Raw genomic sequence first — 21,960 nt, 5'->3', positions numbered from 1 at the left:
CCGGCGACCAGGGTGTAGGTGGCCGTCCAGGTACCACCGCTGTTGGTGGCGGCCACGGCGCTACCGCCGCCGAAGGCGCTGAAGTCGAAGGTGACGGCGCTGATGGTGTCGGCATTGTTGTCGCCGCCGGCGGTGTTGTTCCAAGTGGCGGTGACGGTGTCGCCGATCTTGTAGGCGCCGCCGCTACCCGTGCCCCCACTGATGCTGATGTTGCCGTCGGTGGCGGTAGGGACAATGTTGTCCACCGAGAGGCCGGTGGTATCAGCCGTGGTACGGGTCCCGGTGCCATCGGTGGCACTGACCTTGACGTTGCGCGCGGTGGCGTCCACCGATCCCGCAGTGATGGTGTAGCTAGCCGTCCAGATGTTGCCGCTGTTGCTGGCCGTTACGGCGGTGCCGCCGCCGAATTGGCTGAAATCCATGGTCACGCCGGTGACGCCCGCATTGTTGTCGCCGGCGGCGGTGTTGTTCCAGGTGGCGGTAACAGTATCGCCAATCCTGTAGGTACCACCGGTGCCGCTACCGGTGGAGGTGATGTTGATTTTGGCGTCGGTCACCGAGGGGCCGACGACGGCCACGTCGGCAAGGGTGACGCTGCTGAAGGCGGCGCCAAAACCAGTGTCAAGGTATTTGGCGCTTCCATCTTTGGTGTTGATATAGACGGAGCCAGGATAGGCATAGCCAGTCACACGGATCATGTCGACGTTGGTGAATTTGCTGCCGGCAGCGCTGATTTCGGTGGCGAAATTCTTTGTGGCGTTGGAAGCACTGGGGACCGTGTAGGTGATGGAACCAGTGGATACGCCCCCACTCATGCCTTCAATTTGCAGCGTCATTCCGTCTCCGCCCAACCAGGTCATGGCCAGATCCTGGAGCGCAAAGCTGCTGCCATCCTGGCGGCGAATGACCAGATACTCCGTTTCTCGCGAATCGTCATCCAAGCGGCCGTCGCCGTTGGCATCCTTGCCTTCGCTATAGTTTTGACCAGAGTTATCGAGCGCGTGGTAGGCAGAGATGCCTCCGCCAGCGTAGCCCGCAGCAGGTGGGTTGAGCAGATAGACGAGACCGGCCTTGCTATGAGTGACCCGGTCCGTAAAGTAAACCTCAATGTTTCCGGCGCTACTGGCGGCTTCACCGCTAAGCAACTCCGCGCCAAGGCTAGGGCCAGTACCGCCGCTGTCCACCGTGGCGCCGACAACACTCAAGGTTTCGGTCGCCAGCCGGTGGTCGTAGCCATTGACGGCCAGGCTCTCGCCCACCAGTCCGGTGGTGGCTTCCAGAATCCAGTTGCCTTCGCCTTTCCAGAGGCCGGTGGTGTCCCGGGAGGCCGCCACGTCGGCGGCGGTGAGTTGGGCCAGGCGTTCGATGAAGGCTCCCCCCTTGGTTCCCTGGGCGACATCGCAACCGTAGAGCAGTAAATCGCCATCGGCCGTCAGGGCTTTGCCCAATTGGGCCAGCTCACGCCGCACCCCCTCGTCCTGTAATCGGGTGAGGTCAAGGTGCTCGCTGCCCAGGCTCAGTCGCCCTGCCTCGCCGTGGCTGAAGAGGTGGATGGCATCGTAGCCCTGGTGTCGGCTGGCCCACGCCGCCATCTGTGCCAGCCCGTCCTGGCCCGGGGCCAGAAGCACGACTTCCACCCCGGAGCGCACGCCTTGCACCAGGCTTTGGTAGTCGGGCAATCCGCTGTCGATGAACACCACTTCCCGGCGACCGCCGTTGAGGAGCGGCGCTGCCTCCCGGATCACCTGGGGGTCCAGCCCCGGGGCATGGGCTGCCTGCATGGCGTGGAGGGCATCGAGGGTTGGCAGGATCTTGCCGGCTGCTGCCTGGGCCGCTTCCGCTCCGGCGGCGCCGTCGAACATGAAACGCTGCTCCAGGGCCAGGGGCCGCAGGATGCTGCGGGGGGGGCGGCTGGCGGTTTCTGGCCTTGGGCTGGCGGGTTGGCCGCCATCCGGCGATGCGGCAGCGCGGCGGAACAGGGAAGGCAGGAGGGCGCGGGACAGGCGTTTCATGGGATATCTCCTGGGGAGATTAGCGGGGGTTGGCAGCAGGTGGCGTGATAAGCACTTTGCCGCTCATGCCGGCGACGAGGTCGTTGAACTTGCCGTCGATCACGGCATTGAGCTTGATGGACTGGCTGACCGGGTCCACCCGGGCGCCGATCCGCTGTACACGGGCCGGGTAGCTGCGCCCGGTTTCGTCAACACGAATTTCAAAGGCCGTGTCGGGCTTGAGCCAGGCCATCCAGCGGGAGGGCACCAGGAACTCCAGTTCCAGGGCGCCGTCGTCGATGATGTCCAGCAAGGCTTGGCCCGGTTGCACGAAGGTTTGCTCCCGCACTTTCTGTTCGGCGACGCGGCCAGCGTAGGGGGCCGTAACGTTGCATTTGCTCAGAATGGCCTGGCTGGCGCTGACTTCGGCCCGGGCCTTGGTCAGCTCAGCTTCCGACGTTTCCAGTTCGACCTTGCTGACGGAGTACAACTCGGCCAGACGGCGGTTGGCCTGCCATGCCGTATTGGCCGCGGCCAGGGCGCCCTTGGCCTTGCTCAGCTGGGCCTGTTGCAGGGTGCAGTCGAACTGGATGAGCAACTGCCCCGCCTTGAACGGGCTGCCTTCGGCGACGGGCAGGCGGTTGATCTTGGCGCCGATTTCCGCCGCCAGGGTGGTGTAGCGACGAGGCGTCAGACGGGCGCGAATGTCCCGCTTTTCCAGCACGCTGGCCTCAACCGCATCCCGGATCGGGGGGGCGGCGGCCGGCCGTGGCAGCTCGTTGGCCAGGGCCTGGCTAAGGCAGCCGCCCAGTAGCAGCGCCAGGAGCAGTGCCGGACGCCAGGATCGCCCGGCCGGGTCGATGGTTGGAGCGGCGGGACCAGGCATCGTCACTCCGCCTTGGCCTGGGCCGGCGCGTCCGGCAGGGGAGGCAGCTCCCCCGCCTGCCATTGCTTCAGGGCTTCGCCCACTGCCTGGGTAAGATCGGCCAGGGGCATGGCGTCGCTGCCTTCCACCCGGGGTTCCAGGCCCAGGGTGGCCTGGAGGCGGGAGGCGGCGGTGTTGGCGTCGGAGAGCGCCTGGTAGCGGCGCAGGGTGGAAAGGATGGCAGCCGTCTGATGCGCCACCCGCTCGAGGCGGGTCTGCTTGTCGGCTTTTTCCTGGTAGGCGATGTGTTCAGCGATGCGGCCATCCACCTGAGCCAGGTTGTCGGCCCGCTCGAATTGCAGGGCAGCGTTGGCGTAATGCAGGCGGGCGATGTGCAGCTGGGTCAGCACGGCGATCTGGGTGGCCATGCGCTTCTGGTCGGCCAGGGCGACGCCGGCATCAGCCAGCCGCATCTGGGCCGGGGCGGCCAGGAGTCCCAGCAGGTTGAGGGACACCTGCGCCCCGGCTTCACGCCAGACGTCGTTGATCAGATAGTCGTCGTCGCTGCGCTTGAGGGCGTAGGTGAAGGAAATGCCGGGGAAAAGCTTGAGCATGGTCCGGCGGGTTTCCTCCTGAGCGATACGGGCGTTGTAGAGGCTTTCGCGCAGGTCCGGATTGAGCATCAGGGCCTGGGCCTCCAGTTTTTCCACCGGCACCTGAAGCCAGGCCGTGCTGAGATTGCCGCTCGGTTCCACCACCTTGATCTGCTGCGCCAGGGGCAGGTTGGTCAGGGAGGCCAGTTCCACCCGGGCGGTGGCCAGTTCCTGCTGGATGACGCCGAGCATGCGCAGGTTTTCCAGCAGTTGCCGCTGGTAGCGCAGGGACTCCAGGGGCGGCCGCAGGTTTTCCTTTTCCGCCTTGCGGGCCAGGGCGATGGCGCTGTCGGCTTCCTTGATGGTTTCCCGCAGGGTGCCCTCCAGCTTGTCGGCGGCGACGACGCGCCAGTAGGCGGTGCGGACATCCTGTACCAGGTTGTGCAGGGCTTTGCGGCGGCGCTCGGTGGCCACCAGCACCCGGTCGGCATTCTGCTTGGCAGCGTAGTAGCTCTGGCCGAAGTCCAGCAGGCTCCAGGAGAAGCCGAGGTCGGTGGAGGTGGCTTCACGGCTGCTTGAAATGTAGGGATGGGCCAGGGAGGGCAGTCCGGTGACCGAGTCCTCGCTACGGGTGATCAGGTCCTTGTTGCGGTAGCGGTAGCCGGCGGAGGCCACCAGCTTGGGCAGCATGTCGAAGCGGCCGGCTTCGAAGGTGCCGTAGGCGACGGCTTCCTCCATGGCCTTGAGGCGACGTTCGGCGTTGTACTTGATGGCTCGGGCAATGGCTTCCTCGAGGCTGAGGGCGCCGGTGAGAGGCTCCACATCCTGGGCCAGACGCGCCTTGTCCGCCTGGGTGGTGGCCTGGATCTGGGCGGGTTCCAGGACCTGGGGCTCCAGGGTGGCGCAGCCGGTGAGGCCCAGGGCCAGGGTCAGGGCGAGCAGTGGCTTGGCCTGGCGGGGGAGGGCCGGCGTGATGGCGGAATGATTGGGCATGGTGGCGGGCTGGGAAGTTGAGGAGGTGTCCAAGGCCGGCCCGGCCGTGCTGCTAGAGTCAGCAATACGGCTGGTTTTTCACCAGGCGGCGGCAATGAAAGGAGGGGCTGCGGCGGCGGTCCGGAGATTCGATCCGGCCTATGCCAAACGATGAAAGCCGGCCTGAAACACGGTTTTCAGTGTATTCGACCGTGGATGGCCGAAATAGCTATCAGAAATGACAGTGTGGAGTAGCGCAACGCCCCAAAATGGGGCGCTGCACCACGGAAGTTTCGAGCGAGGAAGGGCAGTTCAGATGAGGATCAGGCCGCTCTGGATGGCAGCGGCGATGGCGGCCTGGCGGGTCGGCGCCCCCAGCTTCTTGCGGGCGTTGGTGAGGTGAAAATTGACTGTCGGCTCGGCACAGCCCAGGACCTGGGCAATGCTCTTGGAGCTTTTTCCGGCGGCGGCCCAGCGCAGGCATTCCTCTTCCCGCGTGGTCAGCTTGCGGGCTTTCTCCTGCTGGAGGGGGAAGGCAAAGCGCTTGGCGCTTTGGGAGACCACATCGCGCAGCAGCAGGATCTCCGGCAACAGGCCCAGGATGTGTTGCTGGAAGGTCGAGTCAGGTTCGGTATCGTGAGACAGGCACATTTGCCCATACGTCCCCTCCGGGCCGTGGGCCGGCACGCTGATGCCGGCACGCAGACCGAAGGCACAGCCCTCCTGGTACACCCGCCGCTGTTCCGGGCCGGCAAAGGCCTCGGGGCTCCAGAGCAGGGGAATGGTGTTGTTCATGCAATGCACCACCTTGTAGTCGAAGGCCACATAGCCCCGGCCGAAGTAGCGCTCCAGCCAGGGAGCCGGAAAGGAGCTGCGGACCCAGGCTGTGGACAGGGCGGACTTGGCGTGAGGGATGGTGCCGTAGAGGCAGTACTCGAAGCCCAGGCGGCGGCTGTGGGCGAAAAAGGCGGCCACCCAGGCTGCTTCATCAGCAGCTTCGAGGAGGTCGGCGTAGCGTTCCAGGGAATCCATTGGGGGGCTCAAACTAAGGAGTGGGCCGTCAGGGATGCAACAGGGCCAAGGCATCATTAAAGCGCAAAACGATAAGTTAAACGACCTTGGAATTCTTACAGCTTGCCGCCGGGGCTTTTGTTTGATCCATGGAAAGTACCGCCCCTTGGGTCTTTCCGCCGCCGCTGTGAAGGGTGAAGATGCTCCTTGCAAACTGTCGTATTGATAACGCAACGCTCCCTTTTCAGGGTGGGGGCCTTTCTGTTAGCTCCCTACTTCCCTGTATGCGTGCTGCGTACGCTATGTGTGTTACGGGTAAAAAAGGCCCGGCCAGGGGCGCCCTATTGGGCACCTCTGGCCGGGCCTTTTTGGGCTGTTGCCGGACCGCTTCGACTTACTTGGACTTGCTCAGCTGGCCCAGGTCGCGCACGGCGCCCTTGTCGGCGGAGGTGGCCATCAGGGCATAGGCCTGCAGGGCCTTGGAAACGACGCGGCCGCGCTCTTCCGTGGGCTTCCAGGCCTTGTCGCCCTTGGCATTTTCCTCGGCGCGACGGGCTTCCAGTTCGGCATCGGAAATGGCCAGGTGGATGCGACGGCCGGGGATGTCGATCTCGATGGTATCGCCACTGCGTACCAGGCCGATGGCGCCGCCCTCGGCCGCCTCCGGGGAAGCGTGGCCGATGGAGAGGCCGGAGGTGCCGCCGGAGAAGCGACCGTCGGTGAGCAGGGCGCAATCCTTGCCCAGGCCGCGGGACTTCAGGTACGAAGTGGGGTAGAGCATTTCCTGCATGCCGGGGCCGCCCTTGGGGCCTTCGTAGCGGATCACCACCACGTCGCCGGCCACCACTTCGCCGCCGAGGATGGCAGTGACGGCGGAATCCTGGCTCTCGTAGACCTTGGCCTTGCCGGTGAATTTCCAGATGGATTCATCGACGCCGGCAGTCTTGACGATGCAGCCGTCGAGGGCGATGTTGCCGTGCAGGACGGCCAGGCCACCTTCCTTGCTATAGGCGTGGGCCACGTTGCGGATGCAGCCGTTGCTGCGGTCCTGGTCCAGCTCGGTGTAGCGGCGGTCTTGGCTGAAGGCGGTCTGGGTGGGAATGCCACCGGGGGCGGCGCGGAAGAATTCCAGGGTGCGCTGGGAGCCGGCCCGCTGCACGTCGTAGGTGTCGATGGCTTCACCCAGGGTGTGGCAATGCACGGTGGGGGTGTCGCGGTGGATCAGGCCGCCGCGGGACAGTTCGCCCAGGATGGCCATGATGCCGCCGGCGCGATGCACGTCCTCGATGTGGTAGTCCTGGGTGGCGGGAGCCACCTTGCACAGGCAGGGCACCTTGCGGGAGATGGCGTCGATGTCGGCCATGGTGAAGGTAACGCCGGCTTCCTGGGCGGTAGCCAGAAGGTGCAGCACGGTGTTGGTGGAACCGCCCATGGCTACGTCCAGGGCGAAGGCATTCTCGAAGGCCTTGTGGTTGGCGATGGCACGGGGCAGCACGGAGGCGTCGTTCTCTTCATACCAACGCTGGGCCAGGCGCACGATGCGGCGGCCGGCTTCGAGGAAGAGACCCTTGCGGTCGGCGTGGGTGGCTACCAGGGTGCCGTTGCCGGGCAGGGAAAGGCCCAGGGCTTCGGTCAGGCAGTTCATGGAATTGGCGGTGAACATGCCGGAACAGGAGCCGCAGGTGGGGCAGGCGGAACGCTCGAATTCTTCGACTTCCGCATCGGAGCAGTTGGTATCACCGGCCTTGATCATGGCGTCGATCAGATCGACGGCGATGGTCTTGCCTTCCCACTTCACCTTGCCGGCTTCCATGGGGCCGCCGGAAACGAAGATGGTGGGGATGTTGACCCGCATGGCGGCCATCAGCATGCCCGGGGTGATCTTGTCGCAGTTGGAGATGCACACCATGGCGTCGGCACAGTGCGCATTCACCATGTATTCCACGGAGTCGGCGATGAGGTCGCGGGAGGGCAGGCTGTAGAGCATGCCGTCGTGGCCCATGGCGATGCCATCGTCGATGGCGATGGTGTTGAATTCCTTGGCGATGCCGCCGGCGGCTTCAATCTCCCGGGCGACCAGCTGGCCCATGTCCTTCAGGTGCACGTGGCCGGGCACGAACTGAGTGAAGGAATTCACCACGGCAATGATGGGCTTGCCGAAATCGCCGTCCTTCATGCCGGTGGCGCGCCACAGGGCGCGGGCGCCGGCCATGTTGCGGCCGTGGGTGGAGGTGCGGGAACGATAGTCGGGCATGAGGAGGCTCCTGGAAAACAAACCGCGCCGAAAACTCCGGGCGCGGCGGGGTCGATACGGGTTGATACAAGCCGAGGCAATATAATGCCGATTTTAGCCCATCCCATCAGACCATGCTGGTACATCCCCAGTTCGATCCCATTGCCCTTTCCTTTGGCCCCCTGGCCGTGCGCTGGTATGGCCTTATGTACCTGGTGGCCTTTGCCGCCTTCTACACCCTCGGCCGGCGGCGTATTCAGCAGCGGCCCACAGCCGGGTGGAGCCTGGAGCAGCTGGACGATCTGCTCTTCTGGGGTGTGCTGGGCGTGGTGCTGGGCGGGCGCCTGGGCCAGGTGCTCTTCTACGAACCGGGCTACTACTTCGCCAATCCGGGGGAGATCCTCGCGGTGTGGAAGGGCGGCATGTCTTTCCACGGCGGCTTCCTGGGGGTGCTGGTAGCCATGGCCTGGTGGGGGCGTAAAAATGGCAAGTCCTTCTTCACCGTCACCGATTTCATCGCCCCCCTGGTGCCCCTCGGCCTGGCTGCCGGACGTATCGGCAACTTCATCAATGGCGAACTGTGGGGCCGGGTGGCCGATGTCGGCCTGCCCTGGGCCATGGTTTTTCCCCAGGTGGATGGCCAGCCGCGCCATCCTTCCCAGCTCTACCAGGCCGGCCTGGAAGGGTTGGCCCTGTTTGCCCTGCTCTGGTTCTACTCTGCCAAGCCCCGGCCGACCGGCGCCGTCTCCGGCGTCTTCCTTATCGGCTACGGCGCCTTCCGCTTCATCGCCGAATTCTTCCGCGAGCCGGATGCAGGCATCTTTGGTCATAGCTACGCCATCAGCATGGGGCAGTGGTTGTCCCTGCCCATGGTGCTGATCGGCGTCTTCTTCCTGCTGCGGGCCCGGCGCCAGCCTTGACTTGCCCGAGGGCTTCTCTACCATCGGGGCATCAGGCAACCCTGCCGCCCCGAGAAGAAGGAGAAGCCCCATGGCCACCGCCCCCAGCAAATCCTCCCCGGCCCTGCCGACCAAGCAACTGGCCCGCTTGCGCGAGCAGCTGAAGGAATGTGCCGCCGGCCTCGGCGGTGAAGTTTCTGCCCGCACCCGGGCCGCCCAGCTGGCGGAAACCTATCTCGGCCTCAGCGACGCTGGCCGCCACGAGTTCCTGCGCCTCATTGCCCTGGAGTTCGGGCCCGATCCAAAGCGCGTGGCCACTGCCCACGCCGCCTACCAGCAGGCCGTCGGCACGCCCGGCCAATGGGATGCGGAAGCCGCCCTGCGGGGCGCCATGCGCTCCTCCCGCATCCGCATCCTCACCCAGTTCAATGCCATCCCTCAGGGCGTGAAATTCCTGGTGGACCTGCGGGCCGACCTGCTGCGCTACCTGGATAAAGACGCTGATCTCAAGGCTCTCGACCGGGAGCTGGAGAACCGTCTCACCTCCTGGTTCGACGTGGGCTTCCTGGAAATTTCCCGCCTCACTTGGCAGGCCCCGGCGGCCCTGCTGGAAAAGCTCATCCAGTACGAAGCGGTGCACGAAATCCGCTCCTGGAAAGACCTGAAAAACCGCCTCGATTCTGACCGCCGCTGCTACGCCTTCTTCCACCCGCGCATGCCTGCCGAGCCCCTCATCTTCGTCGAGGTGGCATTGGTCAATAAGCTCTCCGACTCGGTACAGCACCTGCTGGATGAAGACGCCCCCACCGCCGACCCCCACCGGGCCGACACCGCCATCTTCTATTCCATCTCCAACACCCAGGTGGGCCTGCGCGGTGTTTCCTTCGGCAATTTCCTGCTGAAGCGGGTGATTGAGGACTTGCAGCGGGACTTCCCCCGCCTCAAGACCTTCGCCACCCTCTCGCCCCTGCCCACCCTCCGCCTGTGGGCCGACCGTAATCCGGATATCTTCGCCGCCTGTTTTGCGCCGGACCTGGCCAAGCTCGCCAAACAGGCCGGCATCGCCGACGCCGAAGCCCTGCGGGCCCTGCTACCCAAGGGGGAATGGGCTGAAGATGCCCGTCTGGCGCGGCTCATCGAGCCGGGGTTGATCCGCCTGGCGGCCCGCTATCTCGTCACTGCCAAATCCGGTGAAAAGCCTCTCGACCCGGTAGCCCGCTTCCACCTGGGCAACGGTGCCCGCATCGAGCGCCTCAACTTCCTCGCCGACACCGCCCCCAAGGGCTTCAAACAGTCCTACGGGATGATGGTGAACTACCTCTATGAACCGGGCGACCTGGAAGAAAACGTCGAAGCCTTCATGCGCGAAGGCCGGGTAGTGGCGGTGGCCGCAGTGCGGCACGCGGCGAAGGGGTAGTTTTTCTTAGGCAGCGGCGGTTTGTTGATTAGTACATTGATGGGAGTGCCCAGTGAAAAAGACCCCAGATATTCATCATCAAGGGCATACGTATTCAGGAACCTATCAAATACGGGGGGAAGAACTTGTGGTTTTCCATAACGGAGTCACTAAGACGGCAATGCTTCACGGGGCTAATCCAGCTTCATTCTCTGGACAACTGCTGTATGAAATTGTTGTGCGTGATGGAAACGGAAAACCGAACTGAAAGACGGCAAGTGCCAGAAAAGGCTGTCCATACATAGTCGTTCTGCGCAGAATTTAGCCTCAAACGTTCTAAACAAAAGCCCCGCACTGTTTCCACTGCGGGGCTTTTTTCTCTGTATCTTGTGTGGCAAAAAATCAGCGCCGCCGGCTGCCACTCCCCCCCAGAATCGACCCCAGCACTCCGCGAATGATCTCCCGTCCGATCTGGGAGCCGATGGCGCGGGCGGCGCTTTTGGCGACGGTGGTGATGACCGAATCGGATTGCCGGCCCCGGCTGCTGGTCTGTCCACCACCGAGGATGTCGCCCAGGCTGCCGAAGATGCCGCCGCCGGCCTGGGGCGGTTGCGCCGGGATGTTTTCAGAGGCGGGTGGTGCGGCCTGGGGGCTGCTCTGGGCGGTGCGGCCCTTGAGGATTTCGTAGGCCGATTCCCGATCCACAGTTTCTTCGTAGTGACCGTACAGCACCGAGCTGCGGATGGCCTGCTGGCGCTCTTCGACGGTGAGGGGGCCGATGCGGGAGGCGGGGGGCAGGATGAAGGCCCGTTCCACCACGTTGGGCCGGCCCTTTTCGTCGAGGCAGGAGACCAGGGCTTCGCCGACACCCAGTTCGGTGATGGCCGCTTCGGCGTCGAAGGCCGGGTTGGCGCGCAGGGTCTGGGCGGCGGATTTGACGGCCTTCTGGTCCCGCGGGGTGAAGGCGCGCAGGGCGTGCTGCACCCGGTTGCCGAGTTGGCCGAGGACGGTGTCGGGAATGTCCAGGGGATTCTGGGTGACGAAGTACACGCCGACGCCCTTGGAACGGATCAGGCGCACCACTTGCTCCACCTTTTCCAGCAGGGCCGGCGGGGCTTCGTTGAAGAGCAGGTGGGCTTCGTCGAAGAAGAAGACCAGCTTGGGCTTTTCCAGGTCCCCCACTTCCGGCAGGTGCTCGAACAGTTCGGCCAGCAGCCACAGCAGGAAGGTGGCGTAGAGGCGAGGCGCGCCCATCAGCTTGTCCGCCGCCAGGACGTTGACCACGCCTTTGCCGTTGTCGGTTTGCATGAGGTCGGCGATGTCCAGCATGGGTTCGCCGAAGAAGCTGTCGCCGCCCTGTTCGCCGAGGCTGAGGAGGGAGCGCTGGATGGCGCCGATGGAGGCGGCGGAGACGTTGCCGTATTCACTGGTGAATTCCTTGGCGTGCTCGCCCACGTGCTGCACCATGGCCCGCAGGTCCTTCAGATCGAGCAGCATCAGGCCCTGGTCGTCGGCGATCTTGAAGACCAGTTGCAGCACCCCGGTCTGGGTATCGTTGAGGTTGAGCAGGCGGGCCAACAGCAGGGGGCCCATGTCGGAAATGGTGGCCCGCACCGGGTGGCCTTGCTGGCCGAAGACGTCCCAGAAGACGGTGGGGAAGGCAGTCGGGCTCCAGTCGGTCACGCCCAGGCCGTGTAGCCGCTCTTCCAGCTTGGGCGAGGTCTTGCCGGCGGCGGCCAGGCCCGAGAGGTCGCCCTTGGCATCGGCCAGGAAAACGGGCACGCCGATGCTGGAGAAACGCTCCGCCAGCACCTGCAGGGTGATGGTCTTGCCGGTGCCGGTGGCGCCGGTGATGAGGCCGTGGCGGTTGGCCAGGGCGGGCAGGAGGGCCAGGTCGGTAGTGGCGTGGCGGGCAATGACTAGGGGTTGGGCCATGGGTTTGGGTCCGGGGGCTATGCTAGAATTCTCCGATTCTATCAACAGTTTTTCGCTACGAGGTTAGCCATGGCCGGACACTCCAAATGGGCCAATATCCAGCACCGCAAGGGCCGTCAGGACGCCAAGCGGGGCAAGGTCTTCACCAAGCTGATCAAGGAAATCACCGTCGCCGCCAAGATGGGCGGGGGCGATCCGGCCATGAATCCGCGCCTGCGCCTGGCCATGGAAAAGGCCAAGGGCGAATCCATGCCCAAGGACAACATCGACAACGCCATCAAGCGCGGCACCGGTCAGCTGGAAGGCGTCAGCTACGAGGAAATCCGCTACGAAGGCTATGGCATCGGCGGCGCTGCGGTAATGGTGGACTGTCTCACCGACAACCGGGTGCGTACCGTGGCCGATGTGCGCCATGCCTTCAACAAGTACGGCGGCAACATGGGCACCGAGGGCTGCGTTTCCTTCCAGTTCAAGCACTGCGGCCAGATGCTGTTCGCTCCGGGCGCTGATGAGGCGGCCATCATGGATGCAGCCATCGAGGCCGGTGCCGACGACATCGTCACCAACGACGACGGCTCCATCGAAGTGCTGACGCCGCCCAACGACCTGCTGAATGTCCAGGAAGCCCTGGAGAAGGCCGGCTTCAAGCCCGAAATGGCGGAAGTGACGATGAAGTCCCTGAACGAATCAGAGCTGACCGGGGAAGACGCCGAGCGCATGCAGAAGCTGCTGGACGCCCTGGAATCCCTGGATGATGTGCAGGAGGTTTACACCTCTGCGGTGATGGGCGAATAATCGGCCTCGTCTGCGGGTATCCCCCTGAAAAAGCGGCGCCAGGCGCCGCTTTTTCTTTGCCCCCCGATTTTGTTTCGTTCCCCTTTCCGGCCATGTCACCGGAGGGGCTTTCGGTCATTGTCGCTACCTTTCGCGAGGCGTTGCGTGCGCAAGTTCCTGCCCTTCCTCTTTGTCCTGCTGTGGAGCACCGGCTTCATCGGTGCCAAGTACGGCCTGCCCTATGCGGAACCCCTGACTTTCCTCGGTGCGCGCTACCTCCTGGTGCTGGCCCTCATGCTTTCCGTTGCCCTGCTTTTTCGGGCCCCCTGGCCGGCGCAGCGGCAGGACTGGCTGCATATCGGCTTTTCCGGCGTGCTGCTGCATGGGGTCTATCTCGGCGGCGTCTTCATGGCCATCCAGCGCGGGCTGCCGGCGGGCATCACGGCCCTGGTGGTGGGCATGCAGCCCCTGCTGACGGCCCTGGGGGCCGGCTGGCTGCTGGGGGAGCGGGTCAGCCGGCGCCAGTGGCTGGGCCTGGCCCTGGGGCTGGGCGGCGTTGCCCTGGTGGTTTCCGGCAAGTTCGGCGCGGCGGCGGGCGGGCCGTTGGCCTCCGCCCTCTTGCCGGCGCTTGCGGCCCTGTGCGGCATTACCGTCGGCACCCTGTACCAGAAGCGCTTCTGCCCCAGTTTCGACCTGCGCTCCGGGGCGGTCATCCAGTTCCTGCCGACGGCTCTGCTGACCCTGCTGGTGGCGGGCGCCACCGAACAGCAGGAGATCGTCTGGAGCGGCACCTTCATCTTTGCCCTGTTATGGCTGGTGCTGGTGTTGTCGGTGGGGGCCATCAGCCTGCTCAACCTGCTCATCCGCAGCGGTAGTGCCGTGAATGTGGCCAGCCTGTTCTATCTCACCCCGCCTACCACCGCCCTTATCGCCTGGGCCGCCTTCGGCGAAACCCTGTCGGGAGCGGCGTTGCTTGGCATGGCCCTGGCCGTGGCCGGGGTTTATCTGGCCCGGGCAGCCCCACGTCAGTAAGCATCGGGTACACTTCGGGCAACGTCCGGGGGGGCGGATTTCGTATCTAGGGGGCGTTTTATGGACGAGGGGCGACAGGGACGCGATTTCGCGCACGCTTTCCGCTTCGCTTGCTATGTGGTGGCCGGCCTCGGCGTGTTGTCTGCGCCGGCCCGGGGGGAGGAGGAGGTCTTCTTTGCCGACCTGCCGGTGGTACTCAGTGTTTCCCGCCTGGCCCAGCCCCTGGCGGAGGCGCCGGGGGCGGTGACGGTGATCGACCAGGAACTGATCCGCGCCTCCGGTGCGCGCCAGCTCTCCGACGTCATGCGCCTGGTGCCCGGCATGCAGGTGACACCGCGCAGTCGCGATGCCGGTCGGGTCACCTACCACGGACTTTCCGAAGAATTCCCCTCCCGCCTGCAGGTGCTGGTGGATGGGCGCTCCCAGTATTCCCCCTTGTACCAGGGCGGGGTGAACTGGAACCTGATTCCCGTGGCCCTGGAGGACATCGAGCGCATTGAGGTGCTGCGGGGCTCCAATTCGGCGGCCTACGGCGCCAATGCCTTCCTCGGTGTTATCAACATCATCACCCTCTCCGCCAGCCAGGCGCGGGGCGCCAGCGCCTCCGTGAGCAGTGGTAGCGGTGGCCTGCACGACACCTTCGTACGCTGGGGCGGCGGTACGCCCGGAGCAGATTTCCGCATGACCTTCCGGGAGCAGCAGGACAACGGCCTGGATAAGGTATTTGACGACCGGCGCAACCAGGTCTTCGACCTGCGGGCCGACCTGCACGTCTCCGACCGGGACGAGGTCCAGCTCAACTTCGGCAACACCCGCAACGTATCCGGCAGCGGCAAGATCCCCGACCCCTGTGATCCGGCCCACGAATTCCACATGCGCAACACCGCCCTGTCGGCGGGCTGGCGCCGGGCTATTTCGGCGGACAGCGAACTCAAGGCCGATTACACCTTCACCGATGAATCGGCGGACGACAGCCATCTGGAGATCTGCGGCAGCGACCGCTTCAACGTCAATTACGGCGGCCGTGCCCGCCGCCACGACCTGGAAGTGCAGCACATCCTGGCCCCGGCCCCCGATATGCGCCTGGCCTGGGGCGGCGGCCTCCATGCCGAATCCGTGCGCATGCCCTTCTTCTTCTACGGCAACGTCAGCCACAGCCGCCAGTCCCAGCGCCTCTTCGCCAACCTGGAGTGGCAGGTGGCCCCCCGCTGGCTGCTCAACCTGGGCGGCACCCTGGAGCGGGACAGCTTGGCGGGCTCCATGCTGGCGCCCCGGGCGGTGCTGCATCGCCACCTGGATGAGCAGAACACCGTGCGGGTCGGCGTTTCCCGGGCCTTCCGCCCGCCCTCCCTGTTCGAGGCCAAGGGCGACTGGCGCTGGGTGCCCCTGGGGGGCGGCGCCACCGACTACGATTTCATGGCCCGGCAGGGCCTGCGGGCCGAGCGGGTGGATAGCCGGGAAATCGGCTATATCGGCGAGTTCCGCCCCTATCGCCTGTCCCTAGACGTGCGCGCCTTCGAGGAGCGCATTCCCAACCGTATCCAGGTGCTGCCCCGCTATCTGGAAGCGCCCTGGTGCACCAACCCGGACCCGACCCAGTGCGATCGGGCCGATTACGCCGCCAACGGCGAAGCGGTGAAGATTCGCGGCATCGAGTACCAGCTGCGTTGGCAGCCCCTCAACAACACCCGCTTGCTGCTGAACCAGGCTTTCGTCCAGGTCCGGGCCCATTTGCTGGATGTGGAGGTGGATGACGATCCTTCCAACTTGGCCAAGATTTCCCGTCACACCCAGGCGTCGGCTCCCAGCCACAATACGACCCTGATGCTGATGCAGAAACTGCCCTATGACCTGGAACTGGCGGTCAGCCACTACTACGTTGGCGACATGCGCTGGACCCGCAATACCCATGTGGCCTCCTACCACCGGGCTGATTGGCGCCTGGCGCGGCGCTTCCAGGCCGGTGGGCAGAGCATTGAAGTGGCCTACACCGGGCGCTCCAGCATCGACAGCCACCCGGAATTCCGCGATTCCCAGGTGGTGACGCCCCGGCATTTCGTTTCCATGCGGCTGGATTTCTGAACCCATGGTCCGTATTCTCGGCATCGACCCCGGCCTGCGCTGCACCGGCTTTGGTCTCATCGACAAGCAGGGCAGCCAGCTGATCTACGTCAGCAGCGGCTGCATCCGCACTGACGAGAAGACCACCCTGCCGGAGCGCCTGGCCGTTATCTACCGCGGCATCCGGGAGATCGTGGAAACCTACGCTCCCCAGCAGGCGGCGGTGGAAAAGGTGTTCGTCAACGTCAATCCCCAGTCCACCCTGCTCCTCGGCCAGGCCCGGGGGGCAGCCATTACTGCCCTGGTCTCCACTGATCTGCCGGTGGGCGAATACACCGCCCTGCAGGTCAAGCAGGCGGTGGTGGGTAACGGCAAGGCGGCCAAGGAGCAGGTGCAGCACATGGTGCGACGCCTGCTCAGCCTGCCCGGCGACCCGTCGCCGGATGCGGCGGATGCCCTGGCCTGCGCCATTGCCCACGCCCACGGCGGCCAGGGCCTGGGCGGCATCGCCACGGTGGGCCTGCGGGTACGCGGTGGCCGCCTGATGGAGGCGCCCCGCACGGCGGCGTCGACCTCCCCTCCCATTGCGAGAAAGAAGACATGATCGGAAGACTCACCGGCCTGCTGGCCGAAAAGAATCCCCCCCAGGTGGTCCTGGACGTGCAGGGTGTCGGCTACGAGGTGGATGTGCCCATGAGCACCTTCTACAACCTCCCCGGCAACGGCGACAAGGTGACCCTGCTGACCCACTTCGTGGTGCGGGAGGACGGCCATTTCCTCTTCGGTTTCCTCACCGAAGCGGAGCGTTTCGCCTTCCGCCAGTTGATCAAGATTTCCGGCGTCGGCCCGCGCATGGCGCTGTCCATCCTCTCCGGCCTGTCGGTGAACGACCTGGCCGGCGCCGTGGCCCGCCAGGAGGCCGGCCGCCTGACCAAGGTGCCGGGCATCGGCAAGAAGACGGCGGAGCGCCTGCTACTGGAACTGAAGGACAAGCTGGCCCCGGTGGTGGGCGGCGGTGCCGCGGCCAGCCTGGTGGTGCACGATGACCAGGCCGACATTCTCAATGCCCTGCTGGCCCTGGGTTACAACGAGCGGGAGGCTGGGGCTGCCCTCAAGCAGTTGCCGGCGGGTGCCGGTGTTTCCGACGGTATCCGCCAGGCCCTCAAGCTGCTGGCCAAGCCCTGAGGGGGCGGCGGGGTTAGAATGCTGCCTTCCGGGCTTTTGGCCCCAGTGCCTTTCCGACTCCAGCCATGATCGAAACCGACGCCTTTGATTCCTCCTTCGACGCCGAACAGGGCGGCCTTTCCGGCCGTCTCATCGGCGCCGAAAGCAAGTCTTCCCAGGAGGAGGCCATCGAGCGCGCCCTGCGGCCCAAGCGCCTGGCCGACTACGTGGGCCAGGCCAAGATTCGGGAACAGCTCTCCATCTTCATTCACGCCGCCAAGCGGCGTAGCGAGGCCCTGGACCATGTGCTGCTGTTCGGCCCGCCGGGCCTGGGCAAGACCACCCTGGCCCACATCGTTGCCGCCGAAATGGGGGTGAACCTGCGCCAGACCTCCGGCCCCGTGCTGGAGCGGGCCGGCGACCTGGCCGCCATCCTGACCAACCTGGAACCGCACGACGTGCTGTTCATCGACGAAATCCACCGTCTCAGCCCGGTGGTGGAGGAAATCCTCTATCCGGCCCTGGAAGACTTCCAGATCGACATCATGATCGGTGAAGGACCGGCGGCCCGTTCGGTGAAGCTGGACCTGCCGCCCTTCACCCTGGTGGGCGCCACCACCCGGGCCGGCATGCTGACCAACCCCCTGCGGGACCGTTTCGGCATCGTCGCCCGCCTGGAGTTCTACAACGCCCAGGAGCTGACCCATATCGTTACCCGCTCGGCCCAGCTGCTCAACGTGGCCATCGAGCCGGAAGGCGCCCTGGAAATCGCCCGCCGCTCCCGCGGCACGCCCCGTATCGCCAACCGCCTGCTGCGCCGGGTGCGGGATTACGCTGAGGTCAAGTCCGACGGTATCATCACCCGGGAAGTGGCCGACGCCGCCCTCTCCATGCTGGACGTGGACCACGGCGGCCTCGACCTGATGGACCGCAAGCTGCTCTCCGCCGTGATCGACAAGTTCGCCGGCGGCCCCGTCGGTGTGGACAACCTGGCCGCCGCCATCGGCGAGGCCCGGGATACCATCGAGGATGTGCTGGAGCCCTACCTGATCCAGCAGGGTTACCTGCAGCGCACCCCCCGGGGCCGCATCGCCACACCGGCCATCTATCGCCACCTGGGCCTGGAAGCGCCGGGCCAGCCCGCCCCGACGCCGGACCTGTGGGCGCCCAAGGGGTCGTGAGAGCCGCTGTTACAGACTGTCATCGTGCCCTTGCCCCGAGCCCCCTAAAATATCGCCCATGAGTGCGTCTGCCACCGAACTGACTTCAGCCACCGATGGTGCCTTCACCATTCCGGTCCGCGTCTATTACGAGGATACGGATGCCGGCGGCGTCGTCTATTACGCCAACTACCTGCGTTTTTTTGAGCGCTGCCGTACCGAATGGCTGCGCAGCATCGGCCATCACCAGGCCGACCTGCTGGCCGACCAGGGCATTGCCTTCGTCGTCCGTGCCGTGGCCTGCGACTACCAGCGTCCCGCCCGCCTGGACGACCTGCTGACCATCGGCCTGCAGGTGGAAAAGCTCGGCCGGGCCCAGATCGTCTTTCGCCAGTTCGCCCGCCGCGCCGAAGGCGGCGACGACCTGGTCACCGCTACCGTCCAGATTGTCTGCGTCAAGCTGGACGCCATGAAAACCACTCCCATCCCCGAATTCCTGCGCGAGAAACTGGAAGCCCTGCAATGAACGTCACTCAAGACCTCTCCATCCTCTCCCTCATCACTCAGGCCAGCGCCGTTGTCCAGATCGTCATGGCCCTGCTGGCCGGTGTCTCCTTCATGTCCTGGTACTACATCTTCCGCAAGGTCTACGCGGTGAAGAACGCCCGGGCCCAGACCGAGCAGTTCGAGCGGGATTTCTGGAGCGGCGGCGACCTCAATCGTCTTTATCAGAACGCCGCCGAGCAGCGCCACGAGACCGGCGCCATGGAGCGGGTGTTCGAGGCCGGCTTCCGGGAATTCACCAAGCTGCGTAACCAGAAGAACCTGGAAGCCAAAGATGTGGTGGACGGTTCCCGCCGCGCCATGCGCGCCACCTACCAGCGGGAAATCGACGACCTGGAATCCCACCTGGCCTTCCTCGCTTCCGTCGGCTCCGTCTCCCCCTACATCGGCCTCTTCGGCACGGTCTGGGGCATCATGCACGCCTTCCGTGGCCTCTCCAACGTGGGCCAGGCCACCCTGGCCTCCGTCGCCCCCGGTATTGCCGAAGCCCTGGTGGCCACGGCCATCGGCCTCTTCGCCGCCATTCCCGCGGTGCTGGCCTACAACCGCTTCGCCCACGACATCGACCGCCTCTCCACCCGCTTCGAGAGCTTCATGGAGGAGTTCTCCAACATCCTGCAACGCCAGATGCGCTAAGGGGCTGGAGTCATGCGTCCCCGTCGTCTGAAAAACGAAATCAACGTCGTTCCCTACATCGACGTCATGCTGGTGCTGCTGGTCATCTTCATGGTGGCCACCCCCATGATGCAGACCGGCTCCGTGGATTTGCCCAGCACGGGCAAGTCTTCCGCCGTACCCACCAACCCCTACCGGGTGATCGTCAAGGCCGATGGCGCCCTCGCCGTACAGGACCCGAAGGGCAAGGAAAAGGCCGTCGAGCGGCGCCAGCTCAATGAACTGCTGGCCGATGCCCTGGCGGCCGACCCGGAGCTACCGGTGCTGGTGGTGGGCGACAAGGCCGCCCGCTACGACGCGGTGCTGGAGGTGCTGGACCAGATCAAGCAGCAGAACGTGAAGCGGGTCGGCCTGGAGACGGTGCGCAAGTGAGTACCCGAATGAACGCCGACACGGACATGCCCTTCGAACGGCGGGAGGAGCCGGGCAAGCGCAAGGCCCTGATCCTGGCTGTCCTGGTCCATGCCCTGCTGGCCGGCTTTCTCTTCTTCGGTATCCGCTGGCAGACCAAACATGAGGCCGTGGAGGTGGAGCTGTGGAGCGACGTGCCCCAGGGCGCCTACAAGCCGCCTGCTCCGGCTCCCGAGCCGAAACCCGAGCCTCGCCCTGAACCGAAGCCGGAGCCGCGGCCGGAACCCAAGCCCGAGGTAAAGCCGGAGCCCAAGCCGCTGCCCAAGCCGGATATCGCGGTGAAGGAAGAAAAGAAAAAGCCCGAGCCCAAAAAGGAAGAGCCGAAGCCCGAGCCCAAGCCGGAGCCGAAGAAGGAAGAAAAGAAGCCTGATCCCCGGGATCTGATGAAGGAGCAGCTTGAGCGGGAAGAGCGGGAGCAGAAGCAGCGTCAGCGTGAACAGGCACTGAAGGACCAGCTCAACCGTGAAATGTCCTTGCAGCAGGCCGCTGGCAAAGAGTCGGCCGCCGCTTCCGCCCGCAGCAAGGGTCTGGCCTCCTATGTGGACAAGATTCGCGCCAAGGTGCGGGGCAATCTGGGTTTTGTCAGCGTCAATGGCAATCCCACGGCCAAGTTCAGCGTTACCCAACTGCCCAGCGGCGAAATCATCAATGTCCGCATGACCCGCTCCAGCGGTGTGCCGACCTACGACAGCGCCGTGGAGCGCGCCATCCTCAAGTCGTCGCCCCTGCCCCTGCCGGATGACAAGTCCGCCTTTCACCGGGAGCTGGAGCTGACCTTCTGCCCCCAGGAAGCCTCCGGCGGCTGTCCCCAGTAACGGAGCCGGCGGGTTGGCCCCGTACGGTTTCGTTACCTTTCGTTACGCGGTGTTTCCATGGGCTTTGGGTATAATCGGCCCTTTTTCCGGCCAGGTTTTAGCCCGATGACCGTGACTGCGCGCCTCTTTGCCCGAGTTTTCCTGGGGATTTCCCTGCTGTTGGCCCTGGGCGCTGCCCGCGCCCAGCTCTCCATCGAGATTACCGGCGCCGGCGCCCACCGCCTGCCCATTGCCATTGCCGATTTTGCCGGTGAGCCTGGGTATTCCCGAGCCCTGACCTCGGTGATCCGCGCCGATCTGGAGCGCAGCGGCCTGTTCCGCCTGGTGGAGCCGGGGGCCGTGCCCATCAGTGAAAACGACGCCGTGGATTTCAACGGCTGGAAGAGCAAGGGCGCCGATACCTTTGTCGGCGGCAGCCTGGTGGCCGAAAGCGCTGGTCGCTTCGAGGCCCGCTTCCGCCTCTACGACGTTTCCAAACAGGCTTCCCTGGGCGGCGTGGCCTTTGTCACCACCCCCAACATGCTGCGCGCCGCCGGCCACCGCATCGCCGACTATATCTACGAAAAGCTGATCGGCGAGAAGGGCTACTTCTCCACTCGCATCGCCTACGTGGTCAAGCACGCCGGTCGCTACGAGCTGCAGATTGCCGATGCCGACGGCCAAAATGCCCAGCCGGCCCTGGTTTCCAAGGAACCGATCATTTCCCCCGCCTGGTCTCCCGATGGCGGCCGCCTGGCTTATGTGTCCTTCGAGAACAAGAAGCCGGTGGTCTACGTGCACACCCTGGCCACCGGCCGGCGCACCGTGGTGGCCAACTTCAAGGGCTCCAACTCCGCTCCGGCCTGGTCGCCTGACGGCCGTCGCCTGGCGATTGTCCTTTCCAAGGATGGCGGTTCCCAGATTTACCTCATCAATGCCGACGGCTCCGGTGCCCAGCGCCTGATGAGTTCCTCCGCCATCGATACCGAGCCTCAGTTCTCCCCGGATGGCGAATCGGTGTATTTCACCTCCGACCGTGGCGGTGCCCCCCAGATTTACAAGGTTTCCGTGGGCGGCGGCGCCGCCCAGCGCGTTACCTTCGAAGGCGGCTACAACGTGACGCCCCGCCTCTCGCCGGATGGCCGCAACATGGCCTTCATTTCCCGTAATGGCGGCCGCTTCCAGCTGGCCATCATGGATCTGGCGAGCAAGCAGGTGCAGATCCTCACCGACTCCCACAAGGATGAGTCCCCCAGTTTTGCCTCCAATGGCCGCATGATCCTGTTCGCCACCGAAATGGGCGGCCGGGGCGTGCTTTCCGCTGTTTCGTCCGATGGTCGGGTCAAGCAGCGCCTTTCGGTCTCCGCCGGCGATGTTCGCGAACCGGCGTGGGGCCCTTATCTGAAGTAACGCGACGCAGCATCTGACGC

At 65.0% G+C, this 21,960-nt stretch carries 20 protein-coding genes; 14 read left to right on the top strand and 6 right to left on the bottom strand.

Features of this window, described 5'->3' with window-relative positions:
• The 5 genes from AZSI13_RS08820 to ilvD all read right to left on the bottom strand — a co-directional run.
• On the bottom strand, nucleotides 1-2,012 hold a 2,012-nt coding region (locus tag AZSI13_RS08820; protein ID WP_114149340.1), incomplete at its 3' end, for a DUF4347 domain-containing protein.
• Nucleotides 2,013-2,031: 19 nt separating this feature from the next.
• Entirely contained in the window at nucleotides 2,032-2,877 is an 846-nt protein-coding gene (locus tag AZSI13_RS08815; protein WP_109040804.1) for an efflux RND transporter periplasmic adaptor subunit, read from the bottom strand.
• A gap of 2 nt (nucleotides 2,878-2,879) precedes the next feature.
• Nucleotides 2,880-4,442 (bottom strand): TolC family protein, encoded by a 1,563-nt coding sequence (locus AZSI13_RS08810; protein ID WP_109040803.1) that lies wholly within the window; start codon nucleotides 4,440-4,442, stop codon nucleotides 2,880-2,882.
• 291 nt (nucleotides 4,443-4,733) lie between these two features.
• Nucleotides 4,734-5,453 carry a LuxR family transcriptional regulator gene (locus AZSI13_RS08805; protein ID WP_165833419.1) on the bottom strand — a complete coding sequence of 240 codons (720 nt, stop codon included), beginning with the start codon at nucleotides 5,451-5,453 and terminating at the stop codon, nucleotides 4,734-4,736.
• 373 nt (nucleotides 5,454-5,826) lie between these two features.
• On the bottom strand, nucleotides 5,827-7,686 hold the full coding sequence (gene ilvD, locus AZSI13_RS08800) for a dihydroxy-acid dehydratase (RefSeq protein WP_109040801.1): 1,860 nt from the start codon (nucleotides 7,684-7,686) through the stop codon (nucleotides 5,827-5,829).
• Nucleotides 7,687-7,799: 113 nt separating this feature from the next.
• Here ilvD and lgt point away from each other — a divergent pair, with 113 nt between their 5' ends.
• The 3 genes from lgt (at nucleotide 7,800) to AZSI13_RS17285 (ending at nucleotide 10,228) form a co-directional block, all read left to right on the top strand.
• On the top strand, nucleotides 7,800-8,585 hold the full coding sequence (gene lgt, locus AZSI13_RS08795) for a prolipoprotein diacylglyceryl transferase (protein WP_109040800.1): 786 nt from the start codon (nucleotides 7,800-7,802) through the stop codon (nucleotides 8,583-8,585).
• A 70-nt stretch (nucleotides 8,586-8,655) separates the two neighbouring features.
• Nucleotides 8,656-9,981 (top strand): malonyl-CoA decarboxylase, encoded by a 1,326-nt coding sequence (locus AZSI13_RS08790; protein ID WP_109040799.1) that lies wholly within the window; start codon nucleotides 8,656-8,658, stop codon nucleotides 9,979-9,981.
• 52 nt (nucleotides 9,982-10,033) lie between these two features.
• Nucleotides 10,034-10,228, top strand: coding sequence for a hypothetical protein (locus AZSI13_RS17285; protein ID WP_133247298.1), 195 nt, complete (start codon nucleotides 10,034-10,036; stop codon nucleotides 10,226-10,228).
• Nucleotides 10,229-10,362: 134 nt separating this feature from the next.
• Here AZSI13_RS17285 and AZSI13_RS08785 read toward each other — a convergent pair whose 3' ends face one another.
• Nucleotides 10,363-11,895 (bottom strand): helicase HerA-like C-terminal domain-containing protein, encoded by a 1,533-nt coding sequence (locus AZSI13_RS08785; RefSeq protein ID WP_109040798.1) that lies wholly within the window; start codon nucleotides 11,893-11,895, stop codon nucleotides 10,363-10,365.
• A gap of 69 nt (nucleotides 11,896-11,964) precedes the next feature.
• On the opposite strand from AZSI13_RS08785, the gene AZSI13_RS08780 reads away from it, so the two are divergent.
• The 11 genes from AZSI13_RS08780 to tolB all read left to right on the top strand — a co-directional run bounded on the left by AZSI13_RS08780 (nucleotide 11,965) and on the right by tolB (nucleotide 21,940).
• Entirely contained in the window at nucleotides 11,965-12,690 is a 726-nt protein-coding gene (locus AZSI13_RS08780) for a YebC/PmpR family DNA-binding transcriptional regulator (RefSeq protein WP_109040797.1), read from the top strand.
• Nucleotides 12,691-12,834: 144 nt separating this feature from the next.
• The gene (locus AZSI13_RS08775) at nucleotides 12,835-13,701 is read left to right on the top strand and encodes a DMT family transporter (RefSeq protein ID WP_109040796.1); all 867 of its coding nucleotides are present in this window, start codon (nucleotides 12,835-12,837) and stop codon (nucleotides 13,699-13,701) included.
• A 60-nt stretch (nucleotides 13,702-13,761) separates the two neighbouring features.
• A complete protein-coding gene (locus AZSI13_RS08770) occupies nucleotides 13,762-15,783 on the top strand; it encodes a TonB-dependent siderophore receptor (RefSeq protein ID WP_109040795.1) in 2,022 nt (673 codons plus the stop codon).
• A 4-nt stretch (nucleotides 15,784-15,787) separates the two neighbouring features.
• A complete protein-coding gene (ruvC, locus tag AZSI13_RS08765) occupies nucleotides 15,788-16,366 on the top strand; it encodes a crossover junction endodeoxyribonuclease RuvC (RefSeq protein ID WP_109040794.1) in 579 nt (192 codons plus the stop codon).
• The gene (ruvA, locus tag AZSI13_RS08760) at nucleotides 16,363-16,947 is read left to right on the top strand and encodes a Holliday junction branch migration protein RuvA (protein WP_109040793.1); all 585 of its coding nucleotides are present in this window, start codon (nucleotides 16,363-16,365) and stop codon (nucleotides 16,945-16,947) included. Before ruvC ends, ruvA begins: the two co-directional genes overlap by 4 nt.
• A gap of 65 nt (nucleotides 16,948-17,012) precedes the next feature.
• On the top strand, nucleotides 17,013-18,107 hold the full coding sequence (gene ruvB, locus AZSI13_RS08755; RefSeq protein WP_109040792.1) for a Holliday junction branch migration DNA helicase RuvB: 1,095 nt from the start codon (nucleotides 17,013-17,015) through the stop codon (nucleotides 18,105-18,107).
• A 58-nt stretch (nucleotides 18,108-18,165) separates the two neighbouring features.
• Nucleotides 18,166-18,612: a tol-pal system-associated acyl-CoA thioesterase gene (gene ybgC / locus AZSI13_RS08750; protein WP_109040791.1), complete on the top strand. Its 447-nt coding sequence runs from the start codon at nucleotides 18,166-18,168 to the stop codon at nucleotides 18,610-18,612.
• The gene (tolQ, locus tag AZSI13_RS08745; RefSeq protein ID WP_109040790.1) at nucleotides 18,609-19,286 is read left to right on the top strand and encodes a protein TolQ; all 678 of its coding nucleotides are present in this window, start codon (nucleotides 18,609-18,611) and stop codon (nucleotides 19,284-19,286) included. The genes ybgC and tolQ overlap by 4 nt, the downstream gene beginning before the upstream one ends.
• Before the next feature lie 12 nt (nucleotides 19,287-19,298).
• The gene (locus AZSI13_RS08740; protein WP_109040789.1) at nucleotides 19,299-19,697 is read left to right on the top strand and encodes an ExbD/TolR family protein; all 399 of its coding nucleotides are present in this window, start codon (nucleotides 19,299-19,301) and stop codon (nucleotides 19,695-19,697) included.
• A gap of 8 nt (nucleotides 19,698-19,705) precedes the next feature.
• A complete protein-coding gene (locus tag AZSI13_RS08735; RefSeq protein WP_109040788.1) occupies nucleotides 19,706-20,551 on the top strand; it encodes an energy transducer TonB in 846 nt (281 codons plus the stop codon).
• 105 nt (nucleotides 20,552-20,656) lie between these two features.
• Nucleotides 20,657-21,940 (top strand): Tol-Pal system beta propeller repeat protein TolB, encoded by a 1,284-nt coding sequence (gene tolB, locus AZSI13_RS08730; RefSeq protein ID WP_109040787.1) that lies wholly within the window; start codon nucleotides 20,657-20,659, stop codon nucleotides 21,938-21,940.
• Nucleotides 21,941-21,960 lie beyond the last annotated feature (20 nt).

Source organism: Azospira sp. I13, from assembly GCF_003112695.1.
In the GTDB taxonomy this organism is placed as follows: Bacteria; Pseudomonadota; Gammaproteobacteria; order Burkholderiales; family Rhodocyclaceae; genus Azospira.
The sequence above is the reverse complement of the archived record's forward strand: the minus strand, read 5'-3'. Positions and strand labels throughout refer to the sequence as shown.